The sequence below is a fragment of the Burkholderia sp. BCC1972 genome (assembly GCF_905339605.1).
Lineage (GTDB): Bacteria > Pseudomonadota > Gammaproteobacteria > Burkholderiales > Burkholderiaceae > Burkholderia.
On the sequence record NZ_CAJPGH010000003.1, the window covers coordinates 306,801 to 332,502 of the forward strand.

The 25,702-nt window shown below is 68.8% G+C and carries 27 protein-coding genes; 17 read left to right on the plus strand and 10 right to left on the minus strand.

The genetic code is table 11. The features are described 5' to 3' along the window. Positions 1-31 precede the first annotated feature (31 nt). The 4 genes from U5798_RS07030 (at position 32) to U5798_RS07045 (ending at position 3,049) form a co-directional block, all read left to right on the plus strand. The gene (locus tag U5798_RS07030; protein ID WP_124446484.1) at positions 32-1,030 is read left to right on the plus strand and encodes a homoserine kinase; all 999 of its coding nucleotides are present in this window, start codon (positions 32-34) and stop codon (positions 1,028-1,030) included. Next, positions 1,021-1,830, plus strand: coding sequence for a BPSS1780 family membrane protein (locus tag U5798_RS07035; protein WP_124446482.1), 810 nt, complete (start codon positions 1,021-1,023; stop codon positions 1,828-1,830). Before U5798_RS07030 ends, U5798_RS07035 begins: the two co-directional genes overlap by 10 nt. 194 nt (positions 1,831-2,024) lie before the next feature. Further along, positions 2,025-2,477, plus strand: a complete 453-nt coding sequence (locus U5798_RS07040) for a MarR family winged helix-turn-helix transcriptional regulator (RefSeq protein ID WP_124446480.1) — start codon at positions 2,025-2,027, stop codon at positions 2,475-2,477. 152 nt (positions 2,478-2,629) lie between these two features. Next, positions 2,630-3,049 carry an organic hydroperoxide resistance protein gene (locus U5798_RS07045; protein WP_124446478.1) on the plus strand — a complete coding sequence of 140 codons (420 nt, stop codon included), beginning with the start codon at positions 2,630-2,632 and terminating at the stop codon, positions 3,047-3,049. Between the two features lie 107 nt (positions 3,050-3,156). Here U5798_RS07045 and U5798_RS07050 read toward each other — a convergent pair whose 3' ends face one another. Then, complete coding sequence (locus tag U5798_RS07050; RefSeq protein WP_124446476.1) at positions 3,157-3,333, minus strand: DUF3563 family protein; 177 nt, start codon at positions 3,331-3,333, stop codon at positions 3,157-3,159. An 81-nt stretch (positions 3,334-3,414) separates the two neighbouring features. Beyond that, the gene (locus U5798_RS07055; RefSeq protein ID WP_322081640.1) at positions 3,415-4,524 is read right to left on the minus strand and encodes a PHB depolymerase family esterase; all 1,110 of its coding nucleotides are present in this window, start codon (positions 4,522-4,524) and stop codon (positions 3,415-3,417) included. Between the two features lie 260 nt (positions 4,525-4,784). Between U5798_RS07055 and U5798_RS07060 the strand changes: the two genes are divergently transcribed. From U5798_RS07060 to U5798_RS07075, 4 genes are all read left to right on the plus strand, one after another. Further along, complete coding sequence (locus U5798_RS07060; RefSeq protein ID WP_322081641.1) at positions 4,785-5,486, plus strand: phosphatase PAP2 family protein; 702 nt, start codon at positions 4,785-4,787, stop codon at positions 5,484-5,486. A 128-nt stretch (positions 5,487-5,614) separates the two neighbouring features. After that, positions 5,615-6,415 carry a molybdate ABC transporter substrate-binding protein gene (gene modA, locus U5798_RS07065; RefSeq protein WP_124446470.1) on the plus strand — a complete coding sequence of 267 codons (801 nt, stop codon included), beginning with the start codon at positions 5,615-5,617 and terminating at the stop codon, positions 6,413-6,415. A gap of 10 nt (positions 6,416-6,425) precedes the next feature. Beyond that, complete coding sequence (gene modB, locus U5798_RS07070; RefSeq protein ID WP_124446468.1) at positions 6,426-7,103, plus strand: molybdate ABC transporter permease subunit; 678 nt, start codon at positions 6,426-6,428, stop codon at positions 7,101-7,103. A 55-nt stretch (positions 7,104-7,158) separates the two neighbouring features. Then, positions 7,159-7,860 (plus strand): sulfate/molybdate ABC transporter ATP-binding protein, encoded by a 702-nt coding sequence (locus tag U5798_RS07075; RefSeq protein WP_322081642.1) that lies wholly within the window; start codon positions 7,159-7,161, stop codon positions 7,858-7,860. A gap of 167 nt (positions 7,861-8,027) precedes the next feature. Here U5798_RS07075 and U5798_RS07080 read toward each other — a convergent pair whose 3' ends face one another. From U5798_RS07080 to U5798_RS07090, 3 genes are all read right to left on the minus strand, one after another. After that, positions 8,028-8,864, minus strand: coding sequence for a TOBE domain-containing protein (locus tag U5798_RS07080; RefSeq protein ID WP_322081643.1), 837 nt, complete (start codon positions 8,862-8,864; stop codon positions 8,028-8,030). Between the two features lie 46 nt (positions 8,865-8,910). Beyond that, on the minus strand, positions 8,911-10,542 hold the full coding sequence (locus U5798_RS07085; RefSeq protein ID WP_322081644.1) for a CHAD domain-containing protein: 1,632 nt from the start codon (positions 10,540-10,542) through the stop codon (positions 8,911-8,913). A gap of 126 nt (positions 10,543-10,668) precedes the next feature. Then, a complete protein-coding gene (locus U5798_RS07090) occupies positions 10,669-11,052 on the minus strand; it encodes a tautomerase family protein (RefSeq protein WP_124446460.1) in 384 nt (127 codons plus the stop codon). Positions 11,053-11,167: 115 nt separating this feature from the next. On the opposite strand from U5798_RS07090, the gene U5798_RS07095 reads away from it, so the two are divergent. From U5798_RS07095 to U5798_RS07115, 5 genes are all read left to right on the plus strand, one after another. Then, positions 11,168-12,025: a LysR family transcriptional regulator gene (locus U5798_RS07095; protein ID WP_124446458.1), complete on the plus strand. Its 858-nt coding sequence runs from the start codon at positions 11,168-11,170 to the stop codon at positions 12,023-12,025. A 39-nt stretch (positions 12,026-12,064) separates the two neighbouring features. Continuing rightward, on the plus strand, positions 12,065-12,988 hold the full coding sequence (locus U5798_RS07100; protein ID WP_124446456.1) for a DMT family transporter: 924 nt from the start codon (positions 12,065-12,067) through the stop codon (positions 12,986-12,988). A 67-nt stretch (positions 12,989-13,055) separates the two neighbouring features. After that, the gene (locus U5798_RS07105) at positions 13,056-13,835 is read left to right on the plus strand and encodes a HAMP domain-containing sensor histidine kinase (RefSeq protein WP_322081645.1); all 780 of its coding nucleotides are present in this window, start codon (positions 13,056-13,058) and stop codon (positions 13,833-13,835) included. A gap of 76 nt (positions 13,836-13,911) precedes the next feature. After that, positions 13,912-15,255 (plus strand): hemolysin family protein, encoded by a 1,344-nt coding sequence (locus tag U5798_RS07110; RefSeq protein WP_124446452.1) that lies wholly within the window; start codon positions 13,912-13,914, stop codon positions 15,253-15,255. Between the two features lie 22 nt (positions 15,256-15,277). After that, entirely contained in the window at positions 15,278-15,871 is a 594-nt protein-coding gene (locus U5798_RS07115) for a thiamine phosphate synthase (protein ID WP_322081646.1), read from the plus strand. Positions 15,872-15,941: 70 nt separating this feature from the next. Here U5798_RS07115 and U5798_RS07120 read toward each other — a convergent pair whose 3' ends face one another. Continuing rightward, positions 15,942-17,594 (minus strand): DUF3459 domain-containing protein, encoded by a 1,653-nt coding sequence (locus tag U5798_RS07120; RefSeq protein ID WP_322081694.1) that lies wholly within the window; start codon positions 17,592-17,594, stop codon positions 15,942-15,944. A gap of 308 nt (positions 17,595-17,902) precedes the next feature. Here U5798_RS07120 and U5798_RS07125 point away from each other — a divergent pair, with 308 nt between their 5' ends. Beyond that, on the plus strand, positions 17,903-18,610 hold the full coding sequence (locus U5798_RS07125) for a class I SAM-dependent methyltransferase (protein WP_322081647.1): 708 nt from the start codon (positions 17,903-17,905) through the stop codon (positions 18,608-18,610). Between the two features lie 85 nt (positions 18,611-18,695). Further along, a complete protein-coding gene (locus U5798_RS07130) occupies positions 18,696-19,364 on the plus strand; it encodes a glutathione S-transferase (protein ID WP_124447257.1) in 669 nt (222 codons plus the stop codon). 6 nt (positions 19,365-19,370) lie between these two features. Here U5798_RS07130 and U5798_RS07135 read toward each other — a convergent pair whose 3' ends face one another. Further along, on the minus strand, positions 19,371-20,024 hold the full coding sequence (locus tag U5798_RS07135; RefSeq protein ID WP_124446444.1) for a DUF1345 domain-containing protein: 654 nt from the start codon (positions 20,022-20,024) through the stop codon (positions 19,371-19,373). Between the two features lie 138 nt (positions 20,025-20,162). Here U5798_RS07135 and U5798_RS07140 point away from each other — a divergent pair, with 138 nt between their 5' ends. Continuing rightward, the gene (locus U5798_RS07140; RefSeq protein ID WP_322081648.1) at positions 20,163-20,894 is read left to right on the plus strand and encodes a metallophosphoesterase; all 732 of its coding nucleotides are present in this window, start codon (positions 20,163-20,165) and stop codon (positions 20,892-20,894) included. Positions 20,895-20,946: 52 nt separating this feature from the next. Here U5798_RS07140 and U5798_RS07145 read toward each other — a convergent pair whose 3' ends face one another. Together U5798_RS07145 and U5798_RS07150 are read right to left on the minus strand one after the other, a co-directional pair. Beyond that, a complete protein-coding gene (locus U5798_RS07145; protein ID WP_124446440.1) occupies positions 20,947-21,642 on the minus strand; it encodes an RES family NAD+ phosphorylase in 696 nt (231 codons plus the stop codon). A gap of 2 nt (positions 21,643-21,644) precedes the next feature. Continuing rightward, entirely contained in the window at positions 21,645-22,064 is a 420-nt protein-coding gene (locus U5798_RS07150) for an MbcA/ParS/Xre antitoxin family protein (RefSeq protein ID WP_124446438.1), read from the minus strand. A 233-nt stretch (positions 22,065-22,297) separates the two neighbouring features. Between U5798_RS07150 and U5798_RS07155 the strand changes: the two genes are divergently transcribed. Then, a complete protein-coding gene (locus U5798_RS07155; protein ID WP_124446437.1) occupies positions 22,298-23,080 on the plus strand; it encodes an ABC transporter substrate-binding protein in 783 nt (260 codons plus the stop codon). A gap of 1,022 nt (positions 23,081-24,102) precedes the next feature. Here the strand turns inward: U5798_RS07155 and U5798_RS07160 are convergent. Next, a complete protein-coding gene (locus tag U5798_RS07160) occupies positions 24,103-25,584 on the minus strand; it encodes a sigma-54 dependent transcriptional regulator (protein WP_124446433.1) in 1,482 nt (493 codons plus the stop codon). Positions 25,585-25,702 lie beyond the last annotated feature (118 nt).

The following is a 25,702-nucleotide window of genomic DNA, read 5'->3' on the forward strand; positions in this document are numbered from 1 at the left end:
CGTGCCGACACCCTGACCTGACGCATCCCGCATGGCCGTTTTCACTGCTGTTTCCGACTCCGATCTCGCGCAATGGATGCGCCACTACGAACTGGGCGACGTGCTTGCGTTCCGCGGCATTCCGTCCGGTATCGAAAACAGCAATTTCTTCCTGACGACGACGCGCGGCGAGTACGTCCTCACGATCTTCGAAAAGCTCTCGGCGCAGCAGCTGCCGTTCTACCTCGACCTGATGCGTCATCTGGCCGGCCACGGCGTGCCGGTGCCGGATCCGGTCCCGCGTGACGACGGCGCGCTGTTCGGCGAGCTGCACGGCAAGCCGGCCGCGATCGTCACGAAGCTCGACGGCGCGGCCGAACTCGCGCCGGGGGTCGAACACTGCATCGAGGTCGGGCAGATGCTCGCGCGCCTGCACCTCGCGGGGCGCGACTATCCGCGCAACCAGCCGAACCTGCGCAGCCTGCCGTGGTGGCAGGAGAACGTGCCGGCGATCGTGCCGTTCATCACCGACGCGCAACGCGCGCTGCTCGAAGGCGAACTCGCGCACCAGGCGGCCTTCTTCGCGTCGGACGACTACGCGGCGCTGCCGGCCGGGCCGTGCCATTGCGACCTGTTCCGCGACAACGTGCTGTTCGCGCACGCGGCGCCCGGCACCGGCCACGACGTGCGGCTGGGCGGTTTCTTCGACTTCTATTTCGCGGGCTGCGACAAGTGGCTGTTCGACGTCGCGGTGACGGTCAACGACTGGTGCGTCGACCTCGCGACCGGCGTGCTCGACGTCGCGCGCGCCGATGCGCTGCTGCGCGCGTACCAGACGGTTCGCCCGTTCACGGCCGAGGAGCGCCGTCACTGGAGCGACATGCTGCGCGCGGGCGCGTACCGCTTCTGGGTGTCGCGCCTGTACGACTTCTACCTGCCGCGTGCGGCCGAGATGCTCAAGCCGCACGACCCCGGCCATTTCGAACGCATCCTGCGCGAGCGTATCGCGCATGCGCCCGCGCTTCCCGAGATCCAAACCGCATGCAACTGATCGAAGTGCCCGCCAAAACGGGCTATGTCTGGTTCCGTCAAGGCGTCTGGCTGTTCCGCCGGAATCCGCTCGCGTTCATCACGCTGTTCTTCACGTACCTGCTGGCGATCACGCTGGTGTCGATGGTGCCCGTGATCGGCTCGGCGCTGCCGCTGGTGTTCATTCCCGGCGTCGCGGTCGGCTTCATGGCCGCGTGCCGCGACACGGTGGCCGGCAAGCCCGTGATGCCGACGATCCTCGTCGACGGCTTCCGCTCTTACGGCACCGTCGCGACCCAGCGGCTGCTGGTGCTCGGCGTGATCTACGTCGCGGCGATGGTGCTGGTGTTCGCCGCTTCGTCGTTCGTCGACGGCGGCGCGCTGTTCCACGCGATGATGGGCGCGGCCGACGAAGCGAGCACGACGCCGGAAGCGCTGGCCGCGCAGGGCACGCTCGGCGCACTGTTCTTCGCGACGCTGCTCTATCTGCCGATCGCGATGCTGTTCTGGTTCGCGCCGGTGCTGGTCGCATGGCATGACGTGCCGCCCGCGAAGGCGCTGTTCTTCAGCGTCGTCAGCTGCTGGCGCAATCGCGGCGCGTTCGTCGTGTACGGCGTGCTGTGGTTCGCCGTCGCGCTCGGCACGTCGCTCGCGCTGTCGCTGCTGCTGCAGGCGCTCGGCGCCGGCGCGTATGCGCTGACGATCATGATGCCGGTGACGATCATCATCGTCACGATGCTGTACTGCTCGTTCTACGCGACCTATCGCGGCTGCTTCGGCGTCCAGGAACCGGGCGCACCGACGGCCACGTCGGGCCGCTGAAGCTTCCCCGGCCGGCGCGCACCGCCGGCCGTCACGCCGCTCACCGCGCCGGGTTGCCTCCCGGCGCGCTTCTGCCCCCCTTTCCCGCATCGACCGCCGGCAACCCGCGCCGGGTGCCCCTGTTCAACCCGATCTTTTGCGCGCAAAATAATTTGCGTACAAATTGTTCGCGCGTCCGCCGCGCCACCCGAATCATGGACCGCCCACCCGCACTGCCCCAGACGCTCGACGAGCAACTGTGCTTCGCGCTCTATTCGACTTCGCACGCGATGACGAAGGCGTACAAGCCGCTGCTCGACAAGCTGTCGCTGACCTATCCCCAATATCTCGCGATGCTCGTGCTGTGGGAACGCGACGACATCGCGGTGAAGGACATCGCCGCGCGGCTCGATCTCGACCCGGCCACCGTCACGCCGCTGCTCAAGCGGCTGGAAGCGCTCGGTTACGTCGAACGCGTGCGCAGCGCGGCCGATGAACGCGTCGTGAACGTGCTCGTCACGCCGGAAGGCCGCGCGCTGAAGGATCGCGCGCGCTCGGTGCCCGCCGATCTCTTCTGCGCGATGCAGCAGACACCCGACTTCCTGATCAGGCTGCGTGCCGATCTCCAGCAGTTGCGCGACGCGCTGTCGGCGGCCAACGAACGCTGACGCGCGCGCCGATCGACCAGCCCGGTGCTGCCGGGCTTTTTCTTGCAAATTTCATTTGCACGCTAATCATTTGTGTTCTATATTTTCTACGTGGCCGGCGACATCCCGTTTGACCGGACCGCTTTTCCCCTTTTCCCGACAGGAGCTGCACGATGAACATTCTGTACAAGACCAGCGCCACGAGCACGGGCGGCCGCGACGGCCGCGCAGTTTCCGCCGACGGCAAGCTGGAAGTGAAGCTGGCCGCACCGCGTGAACTCGGCGGCACGGGCGCGGAAGGCACGAATCCGGAGCAGCTGTTTGCCGCAGGTTACTCGGCCTGTTTCCTGAGCGCGATGAAATTCGTCGCCGGCCAGAACAAGCAGGCGCTGCCGGCCGATACGCAGGTCACGGCGGAAGTGGGCATCGGCCCGAACGACGCAGGCGGCTTCGGGCTCGACATCGAGCTGCGCGTGTCGCTGCCGGGGCTCGACAAGGCCGACGCGCAAGCGCTGGTCGAAAAGGCCCACCACGTGTGCCCGTATTCGAACGCCACTCGCAACAACGTGCCGGTGCGCCTGACGGTCGTCTGACGCGACGCTGGACCGCCAATACAAAAAGGGCGCGTGCGGCATGGTGCCGCACGCGCCCTTTTGCGCGATTCGTCGAAGCGGCGGGCCAGCGTGCCCGCCTTCGCTGCTTAGCGCGAGCCGAACGAATACGGGCGGTTCATCGCCGCTTCGCGATCGATCTTGCGCATGCGGAATTCGAGATCGTAGATGTCGGTGGCATCGGCCAGGTACGCGTCGGCGCGCTCTTTCGAGGCCTTTTCAGCGTTCTTGGTCAGCATCAGGAAGAGGTGGCTCAGCAGGTACATGTTCGATCTCGCAATCCAAAGGTTCTTTGACTAGGGTTTTCCCGAATTATAGGGAAAACCCTAGGCTTTGGCCAGCGTTGATCAGACGGTGCGTCGTTCCGTCGCCACAGTGCGTTGATTCGCTTCGAAAAAGGCCCAGATCATCGCACTCGCATCGGGGCCGGCCGCCGCATGAAACGGCACGGCTTCGTCGCCGCCGGCCCACGCATGAGCGAGCCCTTTCACATGGCAAAGCCGCACGACCGGCTCGCCGTCGCGGCAGACGTCGGTGATCTGCGCGCCTGCCTCGCGCGTCTCGACACGTTCGCCGCCGCGCAGTGCGCCGCGCGCATCGGCCAGCCCGTTCAGGCGCATGAACTGCACCGTCAGTTGGTCGGCATTCTTCGGCGCGACTACGTGGTCGGCGTCACCGTGGACGATCAGCGCCGGCATGCCGGGATACGCAGCCGCATCGGCCAGCGCATCGACCTGCGCGGCCGGGTTCTGCCGCAGGCCGCGCCGCATCACGTCCATCGCGGTGATGCCGGAATTCGCCTCGCCGAGCGCGGGACCCGAATGCAGCGCCACCGCCGCGAAACGGTCCGGATGGTGCAGTGCAAGAAGCGACGCGAGACCCGCGCCGGCCGACAGCCCCGCCACGTAGACACGCGACGCATCGAAACCATGTTCGTCGACGAGCGCGTCGACCAGCGACGCCACCGTGTTCGCCTCGCCGCGCCCGGCGCGGTCGGTATCTTCATACCAGTGCCAGCAGCCATGCGCGTGTGCGCGCAGCGACTGCTCCGGATACAGCACCGCGAAACCGTGCTGGTCGGCCAGCAGGTTCATCCGCGTGCCCTGCGCGAATTCGTCGACGGACTGCTGGCAGCCGTGCAGCATCACGACGAGCGGCATCGCGCCGCGCCGGCGGCCGGGCGGCACGTACAGGCCGTAGGCGAGATTCTGGACGAGGCGCCCCAGTGCGGGGGCCATCGGATGTTCGCCGCGCGTCCATTCCCCCGCCGCCCATGCGGCAGCGCGCGGACGCACGCGCGATTCGCGTGGCGGGGACAGATCGGATGCGGCCGGAGCGGCGGCAGCTTCGAGTGCGTCACGAGTGATGCGCTGCGCATCGCGCGCCGCGCGCTTGGCGGCCGGAGACAGCATGCGTTTCATGCCGCCCAGCCACACCTTGGTCAGACTTTTGGTCATCGATCGGGCTCGCAGTCAGGAAAAAATAGGGGCGCCATGAAGGCACCGCAACGGGTGCATCGTTCGACTTTGTGCAATGCACCATAACATTGTTTCTGGGATTTTTCCTGCATGCGGATAGTTCCCGGCGGCGCAAAAATCGGGCCTCATGCATATGCGGCGCTATACTGGAGTTTCGCCGCTTGTATCCGTTGTAGTCGTTCTTCCCGGCTCGCGCGTTGATTTAAGCATTCTCCCCGCCTTCGTTCGTCCCCTTCCCGATGTTCGACCTGTCGTCTCACCTGTGGATCATGATCACCGCGTTCGGCGGCGCGGGCCTGACCTTGCCGCTCGCGATCACGATCGCCGTCTGGCTCGCGCTCGGCTACTCGTGGCGGCGCGCGGCCGCGTGGCTCGGCGTGCTCGCGGCCGCGATCGGCGTGGTGGCGCTCACGAAGATCGCGTTCCTCGGCTGGGGCATCGGCATCCGCGCGTGGGATTTCACGGGGTTCAGCGGTCATGCGATGCTGTCGACGTCGGTGTATCCGGTCGCGATCTTCCTTGCGCTGATCCGCACGCGCACGCCGGCGCGGCTCGCCGGGATCGCACTCGGGCTCGCGGCCGGCGTCGCGGTCGGCGTGTCGCGCGTCGCGCTCGATGCGCATTCGCCATCCGAATCGATCACCGGCTGCATCGTCGGCGCGATCGCCGCACTCGCGTTCATCGCCGGCTCGTGGCATGCGGTGCCGCACCGCTGGTCGGTGCCGGCGGTCGTCGCGAGCCTCGCGATCGTCACCGTCGCGCTGCACGGCATCACGGTGCCGTCGCATCGCTGGGTCACCAAGGTCGCGCTGGAACTGTCCGGCCACGAGCGCCCGTTCGTCCGCGCGCGCTGGAAGGCCAACCCGAACTACCGTCCCGCGTCGCAGCCGTCGTCGCTGCAGCGCACCGAATCGTCGACGCAGCACACGTTCCGCATGTGACGGGCCGTCCGGCCGCCCTTTTGCAGGTCTGACCATTTCATGCGCACCGTCGTATGAACGGTATGTCGAGCGTTATAACCCGCCCTATATTACGATTACGGTTTCCACCCATTCGAAACGAATCCGCCATGCGCTCGACCGTCCGTCCGCTTCGCCGCACCCTGCTCCGCCTGCTGCCGATGGCCGCGCTTGCCGCCGCCGGCATCGCGTTCAGCGCGCCCGCTTCCGCCGCCGACGAACTGGTCGTGTCGGCCGCCGCCAGCCTGACGAACGCGTTCAAGGCCGTCGGCGATGCTTACCAGAAGCAGCATCCGGACACCAAGGTGCTGTTCAACTTCGGCGCGTCGGACGTGCTGATGCAGCAGATCGCCAAGGGCGCGCCGGCCGACGTGTTTGCGTCGGCCGACCAGAAGGCGATGGATCGCGCAGTCGACGAGAAGGTGATCGTGCCCGGCACGCGCCGCGATTTCGCGGCGAACTCGCTCGTGCTGATCGTGCCGGCGGACAGCCACGCGGCAGCGCCGACGTCGCTGAACGACCTGACGGCGCCCGGCGTGAAGCGCATCGCGTACGGCGACCCGGCATCGGTGCCGGTCGGTCGCTACACCGAAGGCGCGCTGCGCGCGGCCGGCGTGTGGGATGCCGTCAGCGCGAAGGGCGTGCTGGCCGCGAACGTGCGCCAGAGCCTCGACTACGTCGCGCGCGGCGAGGTCGATGCGGGCTTCGTGTTCGGTACCGACGCCGCGATCATGCCGGGGCGCGTGAAGGTCGCGCTCACGGTGCCGACCAGGACGGCCATCACCTACCCGATCGCCGTGGTCAAGGACAGCCGCCGCGCCGCGCAGGCGCAGTCGTTCATCGACTTCGTCGCGTCGCCGCAGGGCCAGGCCGTGCTGTCGACGTTCGGCTTCAAGCCCGCGGGCAAGTGAGCGTATCGCGATGCAAGACGCCTGGGTACCGCTGCTGCTGTCGCTGAAAGTTGCCGGCTGGGCAACCGCGCTCGACCTCGTGCTCGGCGTCGCGGCCGCGTTCGTGCTCGCGCGCTGGCGCTCGCCGCTGCGCGATGTCGTCGATTCCATCCTGACGCTGCCGCTCGTGCTGCCGCCGACGGTGCTCGGCTATTACCTGCTCGTGCTGCTCGGCCGGCGCGGCGTGTTCGGCGCATGGCTCGACAGCCTCGGCATCGAGCTGGTCTTCACGTGGCAGGGTGCGGTGATCGCATCGATGGTCGTCGCGTTTCCGCTGATCCTGAAGTCGGCACGCGCCGCGTTCGAAGGCGTCGATCCGCATCTCGAACGCGCGGCGCGCACGCTCGGGCTCGGCGAAGTCGCGGTGTTCTTCCGCGTGACGCTGCCGCTCGCCACGCGCGGCATTCTCGCGGGCGCGCTGCTCGCGTTCGCCCGCGCACTCGGCGAGTTCGGCGCGACGCTGATGATCGCGGGCAACCTGCCCGGCCGCACGCAGACGCTGTCGGTCGCGATCTACGCGGCCGTGCAGGCCGGCGACGACAACACGGCCAACTTCCTCGTGCTGGTGACGTCGATCACCTGCGTGCTCGTGCTGCTCGCGACCGGCTGGCTCGTGCCGTCGCGCGCCCGGCGGAGCCAGCTGACATGACGCGCGTGCCCCGTCCGTATCGTTCCGGGACCCGATTGCTTCGGTGGAAGCGCGCATGAGCCTCGTCGTCGACATCCGCAAGACCTACGCGAACGCCGAGCGGCGCTTCACGCTCGACCTGTCGTTCACCGCGACGACGCAGCGCGTCGTGCTGTTCGGGCCGTCCGGCGCGGGCAAGAGCATGACGCTGCAGGCGATCGCCGGGCTGCTGTCGCCCGACGAAGGCTCGATCACGCTGAACGGCGAAGCGCTGTTCGACGCCGCGCGCCGCATCGACGTGCCGACCCGCGACCGCCGCGTCGCGTACCTGTTCCAGGACTACGCGCTGTTTCCGCACCTGAACGTGCGCCAGAACATCGCGTTCGGGCTCACGTCGGGGCTGCGCAATCCGCGCGCGAAGGCGGTGCCGCCCGAGGTCGCATACTGGCTGCGCGCGTTCGACCTGGAAACGCTCGCGGGGCAGTATCCGTCGCAACTGTCGGGCGGGCAGAAGCAGCGTGTCGCGCTGGCGCGCGCGCTGGTCGCGCAGCCGCGGATCCTGCTGCTCGACGAACCGTTCGCGGCGCTCGACGGCGCGATGCGCCAGCGCATGCGCCACGAGCTCGCCGAGCTGCAGGCGCGGCTCGATATCCCGATGGTGCTGATCTCGCACGACCCCGACGACGTCGCCGCATTCGGCGACCAGGTCGTGCAGTTGAGCGAAGGACGCGTGCAGGCGAACCCGCCGCACGCCGAGTGGCCGACGCGCGTCACCTGAGCGCGCGCGGCCGTGGTCGTGGCAGGCAGGTTGGAGCCTGAGAGAAGCCGCGCGTAGCGGCATAGGCTGAAAGCGGAAACGAAGCCGGTATCGCGCACGTGCGGTGCGATGCCGGCTTCGCCCCGTCCGTCACACGATCTTCGACGCGCGCCGCCCGGGCTGCTTCGTCAGCCCGTCACGGCGAGAATCACGCTCGACGCCTTGAACAGCGCGATCGCCGGTCGACCGGCGTCGAGTTGCAGCGCCTCGACGCTGTCGTTGGTGACGACGGCCGTCAGCGTCCCGCCACCGTCGAGCGCCAGCGTCACCTCGCTGTTCACCGCGCCCCTCGCGACGGCTTCCACACTGCCTCTCAACTGGTTGCGCGCAGACACCTTCAGGTCCGACCCGCCATCGTCCACCGCGAGCACGACCCACGACGCCTTCACCAGCGCGCAGGCATCCGCGCCTTCCCGCAGGCCGAGCGCCTCGGCGCTTTCGTGCGTGAGCACGGCAACGACCGGCTGCCCGCCGGGCAGCGTGAGCGTCACCTCGTCGTTGACGGTGCCGCGCACGATCGACGCGACCTTGCCGAACAACTGGTTGCGCGCGCTCGTCTTCATCCCGATCCGGCCGATCAGCGCCCAATCGACGTCGAAGCCGGCGACGGCCGCGCTCGCGGCCTCGATGAAGCGGCGATGCTCGCGCTCGATCGTGCGGAACGCGGCGATCAGCGACGTCGCACGCGGCGTCAGCGTCGTGCCGCCGCCGCCCTTGCCGCCCGTCGACCGCGCGACGAGCGGTTCGCCGGCGAGATTGTTCATCGTGTCGACGGCGTCCCACGCGGCCTTGTAGCTGAGGCCGACGGCCTTCGCCGCACGCGTGATCGAGCCGGTGTCGCCGATCGCCTCGAGCAGCGCGATGCGCGTCGCGCCGCCGAGCGTCTGCTCGCCGGCGCGCAGCCACAGCTCGCCGCCCAGTTCGAGCGGTTCGGCGGACGAGGAGGAATGCGGTGCGTCGGTCATCGGAATGCGTGCGGGAAACGGGCGGCCATTATAGTCAGCGCGCCACTCAGCCCGGCTTGCCGTCGAGCTTCGGCGGGCGCAGGCTGGCCAGCAGCGTTTCGGCGTCGCGCGCCGCGCGCTGTTCGAGCGCCGCGCCGTAGCCGCGCACGAAACCGATCTGGTATGGCGGCGCGTCCAGCTGCTCGAGGTGATGCAGCGCGACGATCGTGTCGTTCGCTTCGCCGAGCACGCTCTGCACGCGCGAGAGCGTCTTGACCGTCTCGTTGCGCGTGCGGCGCGACGCCAGCGACGCGAAGAATTCGAGCGCATAGCGCAGCCGCTTTGCGTCGATCCGCACCTGGTGGCGCGCAGCCGAATCGAGCGACGTGAGCGACGGCGATGCGTAGAGATGGCCGAACAGCCGGCGCACGCGCTTCGTCGCGTGCCGCCGCAGCGACGGTGCGTCGCCGCCTTCGGTCGCCGGCAGCGCGAGCGTGCCCAGCCATTCGAGCCAGCCGAGCGTCAGCCGCGCATAGCGGGCGGAATGCAGCGCCTGCCGCAGCTCGACGCGTGCGGCCATCGCCTGCGCGCGGGCCGCGTCGAGCGTGCCGTCCCAGTCGCCGTCGCCGCCGTCGGCCGCGATCAGCGCGGGCAGGCTCTCGGTCGAAAAGACGTCCCAGTCGCGCACTGTGCCGAGCAGACCGGCGAGCCAGCGCAGGTCGACGCCGAGCGTGTCGCGCCACTGGCGGTCGGCAAAGCGCGGGAAAAAACGCATCAGCGTGCGCAGGCGGCGCAGCGCGACGCGCATCTGGTGAACGAATTCGGGATCGTCGCGCTCGAGCACGCCGCCTTCGTTGCCGAGCCACTGCGCGGTGATGTCGCCCGACAGCGCGAACAGCGCGGCACGTTGCGTGCGGATGCCGGTCAGGTCGACGAGCTGCGCCTTGACCAGCCCGGCGGCCACCGGCGCGCCCGCGCAGGCGCGGTCGATCACGCTCGTCAGTTGCACGAACGCGGGCCACGCGCCGCTCAGTTCGCGCGCCGCGGCGAACAGCGCATGCAGCGCGGCCGTGCGCGCGGGCACGGTTTCCCAGTCGGGTGCCGCAAGCCGCAACTCGACGTAGCGGCGCGGCGGCTCGCCGCCGCCGGACAGCGTGATGTCGTCGAGCGTCAACTCGACCACGACGCCGCTGTCGTCGGCCCACCGCCCGCGCCGCCGTTCGCTGACGAGGCGCAGCGCCGACGTGTCGGGCCGCGCACCCGCATCCGGTGGCGCTGCGTCACGCGCGACGCCATCGACTTCGTCCGCCGGTGCGCCGGCATCGGATGAGGCCGTCGCCACGGGTACGGGTAACGGCATCGCGACGACGATGCCGGCATGCTCCGCATCGAACAGTTCGCGCTCGGTGACGCCGGGCGCGAACGCCTTCGTGCGCGACGCGACGACGCGCCTGCCATGCGCGTTCGATTCGACCCAGGTCCACCAGCTTGCGCCGGGGCTCGCCTCGGCCTCCTCGATCTGGCACGGCTCGATCGTCACGCGTTCATGGCCGCGCCGCATCCGCACCTGCGGGCAGATCCGCCACGCCCGCACCAGCTCGGCGCCGAAGTCGCGCTGCGTGCCGCGGGTGCGGCTCGCAGCCTTGACCGGCCAACCTTCCAGCGACAGCGACAACACGATTTCCAACGCACGCGACATGAAGGCTCCTGCACAAGAAGAATCGCCGGCGTATCGACCACGCCGGCGTCGTCCGTGAAGCAGCTTCCATAGTACACGTCGCACAATCGTGCTGGCGACGATCTGGCCCTGTCGTCGTGTCCCAGGTCAAACGGCGTATTGCGCGAGACCATTGCCGAACGACCAGTTCTCCTTCAGCACTTCGACAAGACTGATGAATACGTCCTGCTGCCGCACGCCGGGCTGCTCCGCGAGGTTGTCGGCGATCGCTCGGTACAGCGCCCGCTTCTGCTCGAGCGTGCGCGTGTTGTTCGCGGTGATCTGGATGATCACGAGATCGTCGCTGCGCTCGATGTCGAGGTAATGGCGGCCATACACGAAGTTCTCGGCCGCATGTTCGGTGACGACCATGAAGATGTCGTCCTCGGGCACGTTGAACGTGCGCACCAGCGCGCGCTGCACGCCGTCGACGATTGCCGCGCGGTAGGCGGCCGGTTTGCCTTCGCGTACGGCGATACGGGTAAGTGGCATGGTCCTGCTCCTGTCGGTGAAGTTGACGTTGAAGAACGGAAACACAGGATCAGGTTAGGCGCGCATAACTATAATGAACAGTCATTGACGAATATTTCATTCATTTACATTCAAAATGAAAGTACTCGATCTCGATGCCGTGCGCGCGTTCGTGCTGGTTGCCGATCTCGCCAGCTTCACGCGCGCCGCCGATGCGCTCGGCACCACGCAATCGGCCGTCAGCCTGAAGCTGAAGCGGCTGGAGGCCCATCTCGGCACGCCGCTGCTCGCGCGCACGCCGCGTGTCGTCAAGCTGGCGGCCGACGGCGAGAATTTCCTGCCGGCCGCCCGCGCGCTGCTCGATGCGCACGAGCACGCGCTCGGCGCGATCTCGGCCGGCACGGTCCGCCTGTCGCTCGGCGTCAGCGAGCACGTCGCGGTGCCCGACCTGCCGGCCGTGCTCACGAGCCTGCATCGGCAGGATCCGGGGCTGTCGCTGGAAATGCATCTCGGGACGTCGACGAACCTGCTCGCGCAATACGACGAACGCCGGCTCGACGCGGTGATCGTGCGGCACGAGCCAGGCGAGGATTCGCCGCGCGAAGACGGCACGCTGCTGTTCACCGAGCCGCTGGCCTGGCTCGCCGCGCCCGACTGGGTGCCGCGCGCAGGCGAGCCGCTGCCGCTCGCGGTGCTGGCCGGCCCGTGCGGCGTGCGGGCGGCCGCGCTGCGCGCGCTCGATCGTGCAGCGCGGCCGTGGCGCGAGCGCTTCATCGGCGGCGGCGTCGCGGCGGTCACGGCCGCCGCCGCAGCAGGGCTCGCCGTCTGCCCGCTCGCGCGGCGCGTCGCCCCGCGCACGCTGGCCGACGTCGGCGCGAAATTCGGGCTGCCGCCGCTGCCGCAATCGCAGGTCGTGCTGTATTCGCGGGTACGCGACGCCCGGGCGGCGGCGGCGCTGCGCCGGTTTGCCGACAGCCTTGCAATCTCGGCGTAAACTAGCGGGTCGCCGCCTGTAATCTCCAGAAGAATTCCGATGAAGCCCGAAGCCCGCAAGCACCTCCACGCCAACCTGCTGATGCTCGCCGCCGCCGCGATCTGGGGCTCGGCTTTCGTCGCGCAACGCCTGAGCCTCGACGTGATCGGGCCGTTCCTGTTCACCGGGCTGCGCTTCCTGCTCGGCGCGCTCGTGCTGGTGCCGCTGCTGATGCTCAACGCCGCGTCGCGCGCGCAGCTCGCGGCCATCCGCCGCGACCCGGCGCTGTTGCTGCCGGGCCTCGCGCTCGGCGGGCTGCTCGCGGTATCGATCTCGCTGCAGCAGGTCGGCCTGCAGTTCACGCGGGTGGCCAACGCGGGCTTCATCAGTTCGCTGTACGTCGTGATCGTGCCGCTGATGGGCGTGTTCGCGCGCCACCGGATCGGCGCGGGCACGTGGTTCGGCGCGCTGCTCGCGGCGATCGGCCTGTATTTCCTCAGCATCGACGAGCATTTCTCGGTGCTCTACGGCGACTGGTTCCAGCTCGCGGGCGCCGTCATCATCGCCGCGCACGTGATGGCCGTCGGCCATCTCGCGAAGCGCCACGATCCGCTCGTGCTCGCGTTCCTGCAGTTCCTCGTGTGCGGCATTGCGTGCCTCACGGTCGGCCTCGCCGTCGAGCCGGTCAGCGTCGCGATGCTGCGCGGCGCACTGCCGACGCTGCTGTACGGCGGGCTGCTGTCGGTGGGCGTCGGCTATACGCTGCAGGTCGTCGCGCAGCGCGACGCGGCGCCCGCGCACGCGGCCGTGATCTTCAGCATGGAAGGCGTGTTCGCGGCGGTCGCCGGCTGGGCCGCGCTCGGCGAAACGCTGACGCTGCGCGCGCTCGTCGGCTGCGCGCTGATGCTGGCCGGCCTGCTCGCGTGCCAGTTGCTGCCGAACGGCGACGCCCGGAAAAAGGACGAGGACGCACTGCCGGCGTGACGCGCACGGTCCCTATAATGACGGTTCGCGTGACTTCCACGCCAACCGTTTCCGACAGGCCAGCTCCGTGACGTCCACTACCGTCGATCCCGCCGCCGACCTGCTGCGCGAGCGCGCAGCGCATTACGCCGCCCAAGCCGCGCTGTTCCTGCGCGACCAGGCGCTCTCCACCGCGTCGCACGACCTGCGCAGCCCGCTGAACGCGATGCACAGCTGGGCATACGTGCTCGAGCGCCAGCTCGCCAATGCCGATCCGAACCTGCAGCGCGCACTCGCGGGCATCCGCACGGGCATCGACCAGCAGGTTGCGCTGATCGACGACGTGCTCGACGCGCCACGCGCGGAAACCCGCACGCTCGCACTCAAGCCACAGCCGTTCGCGCTGCGCCCGCTGCTCGACGACACGATCGCGCTCGTGCGCGCGACGCTCGCCGACGCACGGCAGGTCGCGCTCGACGCGACGCTGCCGGACGGCGAGCCGTCGCTGACCGTCGACCGCGAGCGCATCGCGCAGGCGCTGTGGACGATGCTGACGACCGCCGCCGAAGCCAGCGCCGCCGGCACTCGCGTGACGTTCGAATGCACGCGCGACGGCGCGCAGTTCACCGCACGCGCCACCTGCACCGTAAATGCCGACGCGCTCGCCGATCCCGCGCAGCCGCACGCGTTCGAAGCGTTCGCCCGGCGCGAGATGCTGCGCGAGCGCGACGCGAAGCGGGTCGCATGGACGCTCGCGCTGTGCCTGCGCGTCGCGCTCGCGCACGGCGGCGCGTTCTCGCATACCGCGTTCGCCGACGGCGCAGTGACCACCCTCACCTTCTCCGTCCCCTGCGAGGCGCCGGTGTAAGTATTCGGCCGCCCTATTCATTACAAATTCCTTTCTGGCTCTATACTGACGGGCCTGTCATAACCGGAGCGATTCTTTGTTACAGATCTTCGCGCTCATCGGCGCGTTGTTCCTGGTGGCCCTCAACGGGTTCTTCGTCGCGGCCGAATTCGGCCTCGTCAAACTGCGCGCCACGCGCGTCAAGACACTGGCCCGCAAGCACGGCCTGCGCGGCCGCATCCTCGGCATCGTGCACGGCCGCCTCGACGCGTATCTTTCCGCGTGCCAGCTCGGCATCACGCTCGCGTCGCTCGGCCTCGGCTGGGTCGGCGAACCGGCCTTCGCGCAACTGCTCGGCCCGCTGCTCGACCTGATCGGCGTGGAGTCCGAACGCGTCGTGCACCTGATCTCGCTCGCGTTCGCGTTCTCGCTGATCTCGTTCCTGCACATCGTCGTCGGCGAACTGGCGCCGAAATCGATGGCGATCCGCCAGCCCGAGAAGGTCGGCCTGTGGGTCGCGCTGCCGCTGTATGCGTTCTACTGGGCGATGTATCCGGCGATCTGGGTGCTCAACAACAGCGCCAACGCAGTGCTGCGGCTCGCGGGGCTGTCGGCCGACCACGGCGGCGACGCGCACTACTCGACCGACGAACTGAAGCTGATCCTGCGCAGCCGCCGCAGTACGGCCGGCAATACCGCCCAGCCGGCGCGCGGCACGTACACCAACGACGAATGGAACACGCTCGCGCATTCGCTCGACTTCTCGTCGATGACCGTGTCGGACCTGATGCGGCCGGCCCATGAAATGATCGGCCTGCGGCGCGACCTGCCGCTGCCCGACAACATGGAGATCGTCGCGCGGCACCGCTTCAGCCGCTATCCGCTGTTCGAGGACGCGTCGCGCGAACAGGTGAGCGGGCTGATCCACCTGAAGGACCTGCTGCTCGCACGTCATGCCGGCGCGGCGCTCGAAGACCTGTCCGACTACGTGCGCCCCGTGCAGTACGTGCGGCCCGACACGCCGGCGCTCGACCTGTTCCGCCGCTTCCGCAAGGGCGCGCCGCACTTCGCGCTGGTCGGCAACAAGGGCGAGAAGCCGATCGGCTTCCTGACGCTCGACAACCTGCTCGGCGCACTGGTCGGCCAGATCCACGACGAGTTCCGCCAGGGCGATGCCGACTGGAGCCGCCTCGACGACGGCACGCTGATGGGCAAGGGCAGCCTGCCCGTCGTGTCGCTCGAGCAGGCGCTCGGCATCGACATCGACGAAGGCCGCGCAGAGTCGGTCGGCGGCCTCGTGATCCAGGCGCTCAGCGACCTGCCGACCGAAGGGCAGCGCGTGTCGTTCGACCGCTTCGACGTCGTCGTGAAGAAGATGAACGGGCCGCGCATCGTGCTCGTGCGCGTCTATCCGAAAGTCGCGAAAGAGGCCGACGAATGACGGCCCCGCGGCGCCGCACGCGATGAACCCGGTCGCCGCGCCGCTGCCGCGCTGCTGCGTGATCACGCCGGAACCGGCGTCCGCAGCGGCGGCCGATCGCGCGGCGTTCCTCGACCGGCTGTCGGCCGTGCTCGCACGCGGCGAAACGCTCGTGCAACTGCGCGTGAAATCGCTCGACGCAGCCGCGTTCGCGTCGCTCGCCGCCGCGGCGCTCGCGCGCTGCGACGCGGCCGGCGCCCACCTGATGCTCAATGGCCCGATCGATGCAGCCGGCGTGACGCGGCTCGACGGCGCCGGCTGGCATCTCGACGGCACCGCGTTGCGCGCCGCCGCGCAGCGGCCGTTGCCGGCCGGACGATGGGTGTCCGCCGCGTGTCACACGCACGACGACCTGCTGCTGGCCGCGCGCGCCGGCGCGGATTTCGTCACGCTGTCGCCGGTGTTGCCGACGCTCAGCCACCCCGGTGCGCCGGCGCTCGGCTGGGCGCAGTTCGCAGCGCTGGCCGCGCAGGCCGCGATGCCCGTCTTCGCGCTCGGCGGGATGACGCGTGCGGATCTCGACGATGCGCGCCGCCACGGCGCGTACGGCATCGCGGGCATTCGCGGGTTCTGGTAAGTCCGGGATTTCCTGCCGTGCAGCCGGGCACGCATGCGCCCGGCCTTCCAGCCATCACGCCGTCGTCGGCTCAGGCGTTCAGGTTCGCACGCATGCCGCGCCACGAACCGTCATCGATGCGCCGCACGTCGTGCGTCAGCGCATAGTGGTTGACGTCGCCCGTCAGCCACGCGACGAGCGAATACGGCGGCAATTCCCCTTCATCGACGCGGTCGCGCGCACGCGCCGGCGTCTCGAACACGACGCGCCCTTTCGGCGCGTCGAACCGCAGCGCATCGGGCGACAGGTTCAGCGCGATCGTCAGCGTCTCGTCGTCGGCGAGCCGCCATGACGCGAGCAGCGCGTCGGCATCGCCGTCGCCGTCCGCCTTCAGCGCATGCGCGTCCTGCGGCCGGCAATCGGACAGCCGCGGCGCGATCAGCTTCGCGCGCACCGCGAGCGCCGACTGCACGAAGTGCGCACGATCGGCGTCGCGCGCGGTTTCGTCGAAGATCAGCGGGATCTGCGGCGTGAGCAGCGACAGCGCGAGCGCAGCCAGGCCGGCCTCCTGCGCGTGGTCGCTCTGGCCGCTGTCGCGCCATGCGCCGTCGGACAGCACGAGCGACGTCAGCGCCAGCCCGCCGTCGGCCGTCATGCCCTCTGCCGATGCGGCCGGCTGGAATGCCGCACCGGCCGCGGTCAATGCACGCGCGAGCGTGTGGATCGACTGGTGCGTGGAAATGCCTTCGTGGGCCGACGTATCGCGCCCCGTCAGCCGGTGCAGCGCGCGTTCGCCGCACCCGTTCCACTGCGCGTCGAAATGCGTATCGGCGAGATGCGCGGGATGCCGCTCGCTGCCGAGCACGAGATGAATGAGCCGGTCGGCCGGCACGGCCGCGCGCACGCGGTCCGCGATCTCGCGCAGCCACGACACGCCGATCCGGTCGGCTTCACGCAGGCGCAGCCCGTCGCAACGGTATTCGTCGATCCAGTACAGCGCGTTGTCGCAGAAGAAATCGCAGACTTCCGGGTGATCGAGCGCCAGCGGCGCGGCCTGCAGCGGATCGTCGCGCGTATGGAAGAACGGCGCCGCGTAGTGGCGCAGCGCGTCGGTGCCGCTGCCGAAGCGCGCGTAGTCGAGCTCCAGCAGCACCGCGAAACCGTAGCCGTGCGCTTCGTCGATCAGCGCCTTCAGCGCGTCGGGGCCGCCCTCGGCCGCAAGCGGCGCGAACGGCAGGCTGTCGTGCGGCGACGCGAGCAGTTCCAGCGCGGTCACGCCGAGCCGCGCGAGCTGCGGCAGGCGGCGGCGCACGCCGTCGAAGCCGCCCACCGCGTGCGGCCGGATCGCGTAAAGCGCCATGTCTTCCCACGCACGCCCGTGCCAGAACGTGTTGCGCCACGTGAATGCACGCGGATCGACGACTTCGCTCGGGCCGTTGAGCCCGTCGGGTTGCGAGCGCGACGCGGGATCGGGAATCGACACGGCATCGTCGAGGCGATAGCGGTAACGGGTGCCCGCGCCGCAGTCGGCGAAGACTTCGAACCAGTTCGGGCCGGCGGCCGTCATCGGAACGAGCGTCGGGTCGGAGCCGGAATCGAGTTCGAGCTGAACCTGCGTACTGCCCGGCGCCCACACGCGGAAATGCGTGCGCGGCGACGTGCCGAGCGCGCCACAGGGCTGCGCGCCAAACGGCAAACAATGGATGTAGTGCTGCGCGTACGGATCGTGCGGACAATCGGACATCATGCGCTCCTCGTGCGTACCGAGCGGCATGGCCGCGCCCGTGGCGCGGCGCATCGGGGCCCGGCATGCGAAGGCCAGGCGGGGGGAGAGAACCGAGTATGCGCCGGATTCGCCACCGCGATGCAGGCTGGTCAGACATTTTTAAATGCGAACCGACCCCTGGGAAAACGGGCTTGCCGGCACGGGCCGGCGAATCGGGTAGTCGGCATACCGGAATGTCTGCTCGCCTTGTTGCGCGGGCCGTGCACCCGTACGCTCTGCGTCAGGCTCGCGGACATGTCGTCCGCCACAAACCCAAGGAAACCGCCATGTCGCTTCCCGCCAGCGCCGCGAAATTCGATCCGTCACGCGCGCAGGAATACGCCGCGCAATCGCGCATCGCGCTCGCCGGCTACGATGCATGTCACGAACTCACCGCGTGCATGCTCGCGTCGGCGATCGGCGCGACCGATGCGCAAATCCTCGTCGCGGGCGCAGGCGGCACGGGGCAGGAAATCTGCGTGGCGGCCGCGCTCGAACCGGGCTGGCAATTCACGGCGGTGGACCCGTCCGCGCCGATGCTTGCGCTCGCGCGCTCGAACGTCGAGGCCGCAGGCTTCGGGTCGCGCACGACGTTCGTCGAGGACGGCGTCGACGCGCTGCCCGATGCCGCCGCGTTCGACGGCGCAACGCTGATCGGCGTGCTGCATCACGTGCCGGGCGACGACGCGAAGGCCGCGCTGCTGCATGCGATCGCGCGGCGCCTGAAGCCCGGCGCACCGCTCGTGCTCGCCGGCAACCATCGCCGCTATGCGGACCACCCTCGCCTGCTCGACGCGTGGCAGCAGCGCTGGCGCATGAAGGGCGCCACGCCCGACGCCGTACGCGCGCAACTCGCGAAGATCCTGCAGGGCGCCGATCCGCCCGCCTCCGAGGACGCCATGTTCGACCTGCTGCGCGACGCTGGCTTCGATGCGCCGCTGCGCTTTTTCGCGAGCCTGTTCTGGGGCGCGTGGGTCGCGGTGCGGCGCGCATAGCGGTTCGGCACTGCGCCGGACGGGATTCGCGTGCATGCCACGCGCGCTGGGTATGATGTCGTTCCCGCCCCTTTCCGGCCACGACATGCTCACCGTCCATCACCTGAACAACTCGCGCTCGCAGCGCGTGCTCTGGCTGCTCGAAGAACTGGAGGTGCCGTACGAGATCGTCCGCTACGAACGCGATCCGAAAACGATGCTCGCGCCGCCCGAACTGCGCGCGATCCATCCGCTCGGCAAGTCGCCGGTCGTCACCGACGAAGGCCGCACGTTCGCCGAATCGGGCGCGATCATCGAGTACCTGGTCGAACGCTACGGCAACGGGCGCCTCGCGCCGCCGCCCGGCACGCCCGGGCGGCACGAGTACACGTACTGGCTGCACTACGCGGAAGGATCGGCGATGCCGCCGCTGCTGCTCAAGCTCGTCGCGCTGCGGATCGCGCATGCGCCGATGCCGTTCTTCGCGCGGCCGATCGCGCGCAAGATCGCCGCCACGCTGCAGTCGGGCTTCGTCGATCCGCAGATCGCGCTGCATCTCGGCCATATCGACGGCGCGCTGGGCCGCACCGGCTGGTTCGTCGGCGACGGCTTCAGCGCGGCCGACATCCAGATGAGCTTCCCGCTCGAAGCGGCGACCGCGCGCGGCGGCGGCAGCCGCTATCCGGCGATCGCGCGCTTTCTCGACGCGATCCATGCGCGGCCCGCGTACCAGCGGGCGCTGGAACGCGGCGGCCCGTACGGCCTGCTCGCGTGACCGGCGTCAGCTCAGCAGGCCGGCCGCGACGTTGATCGACAGCCCGAGCACGGCCATGTTGAAGTAGAACGACAGGATCGACTGCGCGAGCACCGAGCGTCGCGCGGAGCGGTTCGCGAGCGACACGTCGGCCGTCTGCGACGCGACCGCGATCGTGAACGCGAAATACAGGAAGTCCCAGTAATCGGGCTCGGGGTTGCGGTCGGGGAAGCGCAGCGCGCGGTCGCTGGACGGCGAGCCGTAATAGAGCCGCGCATAGTTCAGCGTGAAGATCGTCGGGATCAGGAACCACGCACCGAACAGCGTCGCGGCCGTGATCGCGTAGTGGCTGAGCCCCGCGCTGAAGCCCACGCTCTTGACGGTTGCGAGTTCGATCGCGATCGCAGCGACGCTCGCGACGGTCGCGAAGCACACGACGGTCAGCACGGTCGTCGCGTTTTCGTCTTCACGGATCGCGACTTCGCGCACCTTGTGATGATGCGCGGTAACCATGCGCACCCACATCAGCACGAGATACAGCCAGACCGTGCAATCCCAGCCGATCAGCGCCCGCACGGCCGGACGCAGCGGAAACGGCAGCAGCACCGCGCACAGCAAGCCTGCGACGAACGCCACGACCATGCGCGGCCGGTTGCGTAATACCTGCGGATAAAGCGTCATCGTGTGATTCCGAAAGCGGATGGAAAGGGTTCGAACGGCGCACGGGGCGGCCCGCTGCGCCGCGCCGTAGGATACCGCGCCCGATTATCGCCATTCCATCGTGACGTGGCGATGGGCGCGAGCGCCTAAGATAAGGGGATGACTGCCACCGCCCCCCTCTGCCGCCACCCCGCGAACACCGCCGGCCGCGACTTCGTCGTCGGCGACCTGCACGGGTGCGTGGACGTGCTGCGCGCGCTGCTGCGCGACATCCGCTTCGATCCGGCCCGCGACCGCCTGTTCTCGGTCGGCGACCTGGTCGACCGCGGCCCTGCCTCCGAAACCGCGCTCGACCTGCTCGACCGTCCGTGGTGCCACGTCGTGCGCGGCAACCACGAGGAAGTGCTGAGCCTCGTGTCGCGCGGCAAGCTGTCGCCCGACGCGTGGCGCGGGATCGGCGGCGACTGGGGCGCCGACCTGCCGCCGGAACGGCTGCACGCCCATGCGGCGCGCGTCGACGCGCTGCCGCTGGTGCGCGTGATCGGCGACGGCCCCGGCCGCTTCAACGTGCTGCATGCGGAATTCTTCGGCTCGGACGCCGATCTCGACACGGGCAGCTATGCGCACGACGTGCGCGAGCGGCTGATCTGGGGTCGCGATCTCGTCCAGGGGCTCGCCGATCCGGCGCGGCAGGCCGGGCTGTCGCTGACCTGCACCGGGCATACGCCCGTGCGCGCGCCGCAGCGGATCGGTGCGCAATGGTTCATCGACACGGGCGCGTTCGCGCCGGCCGGGAGGCTCACGCTCGTCGAGCCGCGTACCGGCAGCACGTGGTCGATGACGCAGGCCGAGGCGCGCGAGCGCCACGCGGGCGACTGGCCGCTGCCGTAACGCGCTCGCGCCCCTGCACCGTCGCCGGCCACGGCGCGCGAGCCGGTGCGTGCTAGCCGACCTGGTTCAGCTCGAACACCGCATCGACACCGGTGCCGTTCCAGTTGTATTCGAGATAGGCCGCGTGATGGCAATCGCGCAGCAGCGCGGTGCGGAACGCCGCCAGACACTCGCCGCGCGGGTCGCGCACCGACGGATAGACGATCCCCGCGCCGCCCGCGTTGCGCACCGCCCGGCCGAGCGCCTGCCCGGCGCCGTAGTCGAGCGGATGCAGCAACGCGGGATCGCGCTGCGGCCAGGTGCGCACGTCGACCACGCTGCCCTGCGCGAACACGGTGTAGAGCCGCATCTGCTGGCGCATCGGCGGCTCCTTCGTCGCGGCCAGGAACAGCGCGCTGTGATAGCGCGTTTCGGCGATCGCCGTATCGCGCGAGCGGGTGCAATAGAACACGCCGTAGCTGCCGTCGGAAAAGCGGCTGCCCTGCGGATTCAGGTGCGTAAACGCAGCCATGATCGGCCCCCAGCCCAGCCCGTAGCGGCGCTCGGCAGGCGGCACGAGGTCAAGCGCGCCGATTTCGTTGCGGATGCGGTCGTTGGTCAGCGATTCGAGCGCATACAGCGCGTCGAAATCGTCCGCCGAGGCGACGCGGTCGAACAGGTTGATTGCCGGAAAACGGGTGGGAATCACACGATAGGCAGGTGCCCAGTCGACCGTGGTCGTGGGCCATTGTTGTGTTTCGATCGGCATCGTCACGCCCAGCCACCCCGCATCGCGTCGAGATATTGCCGGACGGCGACCAGATCGCCGACGTTGCCGGCGAGCATCCGGTCGAGTGCGCGCCGGCCGCCGAACGGCGCCGCGTCGTTGGGCCGCTTGACCCACGCGTCGGCCGCGGCCGGCTGCGGCAGCAGGATCTGCAGCGCCTTGTAGATGCCGAGCAGCAGCGACAGCCGCTCGAGCGTATCGCGCGGCAGCCGCGCCGATTCCGGCGTGGCCTTCCACTTGAAGAACGTCGAACGGCCGGGCGACCCGAGCAGCACGATCTGCTCGTCGATCGTCAGTTCCCAGTCGCGCGCGATGTTGAAAAACGCACGCAGGCCGGCCGCCGACATCTGGGCGACCGAGGCCTGCGGCGGGGCGGAATGCGAATCGTAGGCGGGCTGTGACATGATCGTTAGTCTCGAAACGAATTTACTAACAAGATTAGTCCATTTTCGTATTTTTGCAAGGGTCGACACCCGTCGATCGGCCATTGCTTCCGACGGAACGATATTTTTTGTCCATTCTGGACTCGGATTTTATTTTCTGCGTTAATGACCGTGCGGACACCGCGCCAAGACGCGGCTCGTATCCGTGAAACCGTGTCGCACAGAACCCGGAAGCACCCGCCAAGGAACGCACCATGAAGAGACTGATTGCCGCTGTTTCGATCGCCCTGCTCGCGGTATCCGCAGGCCCCGCCGCCGCGAAGGACTGGACCACGATCCGCTTCGGCACCGATGCCAGCTACGCGCCGTTCGAGTCGAAGGCGCCCGACGGCAAGCTCGTCGGCTTCGACATCGACCTCGGCAACGAGATCTGCGCGCGCCTGAAGGCCAAGTGCGTGTGGCTGGAGAACGATTTCGACGGGATGATTCCGGCGCTGAAGGCGAAGAAGTTCGACGCGGTGCTGTCGTCGATGTCGATCACGCCGCAACGCGCGGAGCAGATCGGCTTCACGACGAAGATCTACAACCAGCCGACGCGGCTCGTCGTGAAGAAGGGCTCGCCGCTGCTGCCGACGGCCGAATCGCTGAAGGGCAAGTCGATCGGCGTCGAGCAGGGCACGACGCAGGAAACGTACGCGAAGGCGTACTGGGGCAAGCAAGGCGCGAACGTCGTGTCGTACCAGAACCAGGACGGCGTGTACGCGGACCTGACGTCGGGCCGCCTCGATGCAGCGCTCCAGGATGAAGTGCAGGCCGCGATCGGGTTCCTGAAATCGCCGCGCGGCGCGAACTACACGTTCGTCGGGCCCGAACTCGTCGACGAGAAGATGCTCGGCATCGGCGCCGGCATCGGGCTGCGCAAGGAAGACGCCGACCTGAAGGCGAAGATCGATCGCGCGATCCTCGACATGGTCAAGGACGGCACCTACAAGCGGCTCGCGTCGAAGTACTTCGACTTCGACATCTACGGCAGCTGAAACGGCGTCGCGCGCGTACGGGTGCCACTCCCGTCGCGCGCGTCCGACCGCACCTCCCCTTCAACCGGATGGCAACGGCACCGCGCGGTTCGCCGTTGCATCGAATGCTCTTGTCTTGCGTCGCGTGCATGACACGGCGCCTCGACTATCGTTCGGATTGCAGATCAATTGCCCAGGGAACGACCGGCAACGCGAACGGCCGGCCTGCTGCTCGGGGTCAATAGGCGAAGATCGGGCGCCGCGGTACCGGCGCCCGTGCGCACATGCCCATGCGAACCGGGTTGGCGTGCAGGAAAGTGCCGACCCGGCGCGGATGACCGGCAACCAGCCGGATCCGCCTCGCACCGGGCGCGGAGAGATGGCCTGTCGATGCATGCCGGCCGGCTGCGAGTGCGACGTTCGACCGGCGATGCCCCGAGTCACTGCGATCGCGGCCTGCCGGCCGCGGCGTGTGGCGATCGTTCATTTTCTACCCCGTTTGCTGTGTGATGTTTGTTCCGGCAACCGGACGATGCCGGTGCCCCGACGATCAGGCGACGACGTCCGTTGCCCGCCGGAACGCGGCAACTGCGCCGCGCTCCGCCGCCGCATCCCCGCGGAGTGCGTCCTGGCCGCTGGAACCGGCCGGACCTCGCGTCGTCCACTTTCGCATGACAAGCTTCGCAAGGAGCGGGCCAGCCACGCGTAAGCCTGTCCAGACAAGGGGTTGGCAGTGCCCGCAGGCAGCCGGAACGGGGGCGGATTGGCGGAAGTTGCGAATCTGAAACATGCGGCACGCGGCACGCGCCGGACGGGCGACGGCAGAGCCTTGCGGGATAAGGCTGAACAATGGAGCGCGGCGTTTTTACCGATAGGTGCCGGGCCGTTCGGCGCGGTTTGCCGCGAGAATTCGCCCGGCTGCCGACGCGAAATGTTTCATGCGCTTTACATGCCCGCCGGCGCGACGGATCGACACGTGCCGGGCCGGGCGATCGCCCGGCTGCACGGTGCAACCGGCACGGTCGTGCCGCACCGGTTCCTGCTCAGCCGACCCGCTGATGCCCGGCGTCGCCGGACGGCGCGCCGTCGTGCCCGCCGTTGTCGCCGTTTCCGCCGTTGTTGTCGTGATCGTTCAGCCCGTGCTCGATCATCATCCGGTAGAGCGTCACGCGCGAGATGCCGAGTTCGGCGGCGGCCTTGTTGATCCGGTGATCGTTGCGCAGCAGCGCGTTCTCGATTGCGGTGCGCTCGGCGAGCGCCCTCGCCTGTTCGAGCGTCACGGGTTCGGTTTCGCCGGGCGTCTCGAGCCCGAGATCGTGCGGCGTCAGCAGCCGGCTCTCGGCCATCACGATCGCGCGCCGCACGCGGTTGATCAGCTCGCGCACGTTGCCGGGCCATTCGTAGCGGCGCATCGCATCGAGCGCGGCCGACGTGAAGCCGCTGATCTTGCGACCGCTGTCGGACTTGAATTTCTGCAGCACGTAGTGCGCGAGGATATCGATGTCCTTGCCGCGCGCGCGCAGCGGCGGCTCGTGGATGCGCAGCACGCACAGCCGGTGATAGAGGTCCGCGCGGAAGCGCCCGGCCTCGACCGCGCCGTCGAGATCCACGTGCGTGGCCGAGATGATCCGCACGTCGACCGCGATCGATTCCTGCCCGCCGAGCCGCTCGATCTTCCCTTCCTGCAGGAAGCGCAGCAGGCTCGCCTGGCTCTCGACCGGCATATCGCCGATCTCGTCGAGAAACAGCGTGCCGCCGTTCGCCGACTCGATCCGGCCCGCGCGCCGCTGGTTCGCGCCGGTGAATGCGCCGCGCTCGTAGCCGAACAGTTCCGACTGCAGCAGGTGATGCGGAATCGCCCCGCAATTGATCGCGATGAACGGCCCCTTGCCGCGCCCGGAACGCTCGTGAATCGCGAGCGCGGTCAGTTCCTTGCCGGTACCCGACTCGCCCGAGATGAACACGCTCGCATCGGTCTTCGCGACCTTGCGGATCGTGCTGAACAACTGCTGCATCGCTTCGCAGTTGCCGATCATCCCGTGTTCGCCTATCGACGCCGCGTAGGCCGCGCCGTCGACGCGATCGAGCGCGGCCATCCCGCGCGCATGACCGAGCACATGCGAAATCCATTCGTAGGGCAGCGGCAGCGTCACATAGTCGAAACAATAGCTGCGGATCAACTCGCGCACGGCAGGACTGATCGTAATGCCGGCCTGCGCGATGGAAATCCAGCCGATCGCCGGCTGGCTCAGGCACGCCTTCAGCGCGGGATAGTCGCGCGACGTGAACCCCGTGAAATCGACCAGCCCGGCCGCGACGCTCACGCCGGAGGTCATGTTCTGCGCGGCGCCGGCCGTCTTCGCGACCGCGATCTCCCAGCCGAGCCCGCGCAGTTGCGCCAGCAACGGCTCGTCGGGCGTCCGCATGATCACGAACAGCTTGCGTCCAGCCTCGGGAGCGGTGACGGATACATCCGTCATCTCGGGCGCCGCCTGCCCGTTTGCGTCGGGTGACCTTGCAACCATCGTTGTTCCCCGCTTGGCGTTGGTATCGTGCGCCGGCTCGCCGCCATATCCGACGGACCACGATTGAACCGACATATTGGCCGCATTTCCGTCCGAATAAAATCCCCCTGCGCACGAA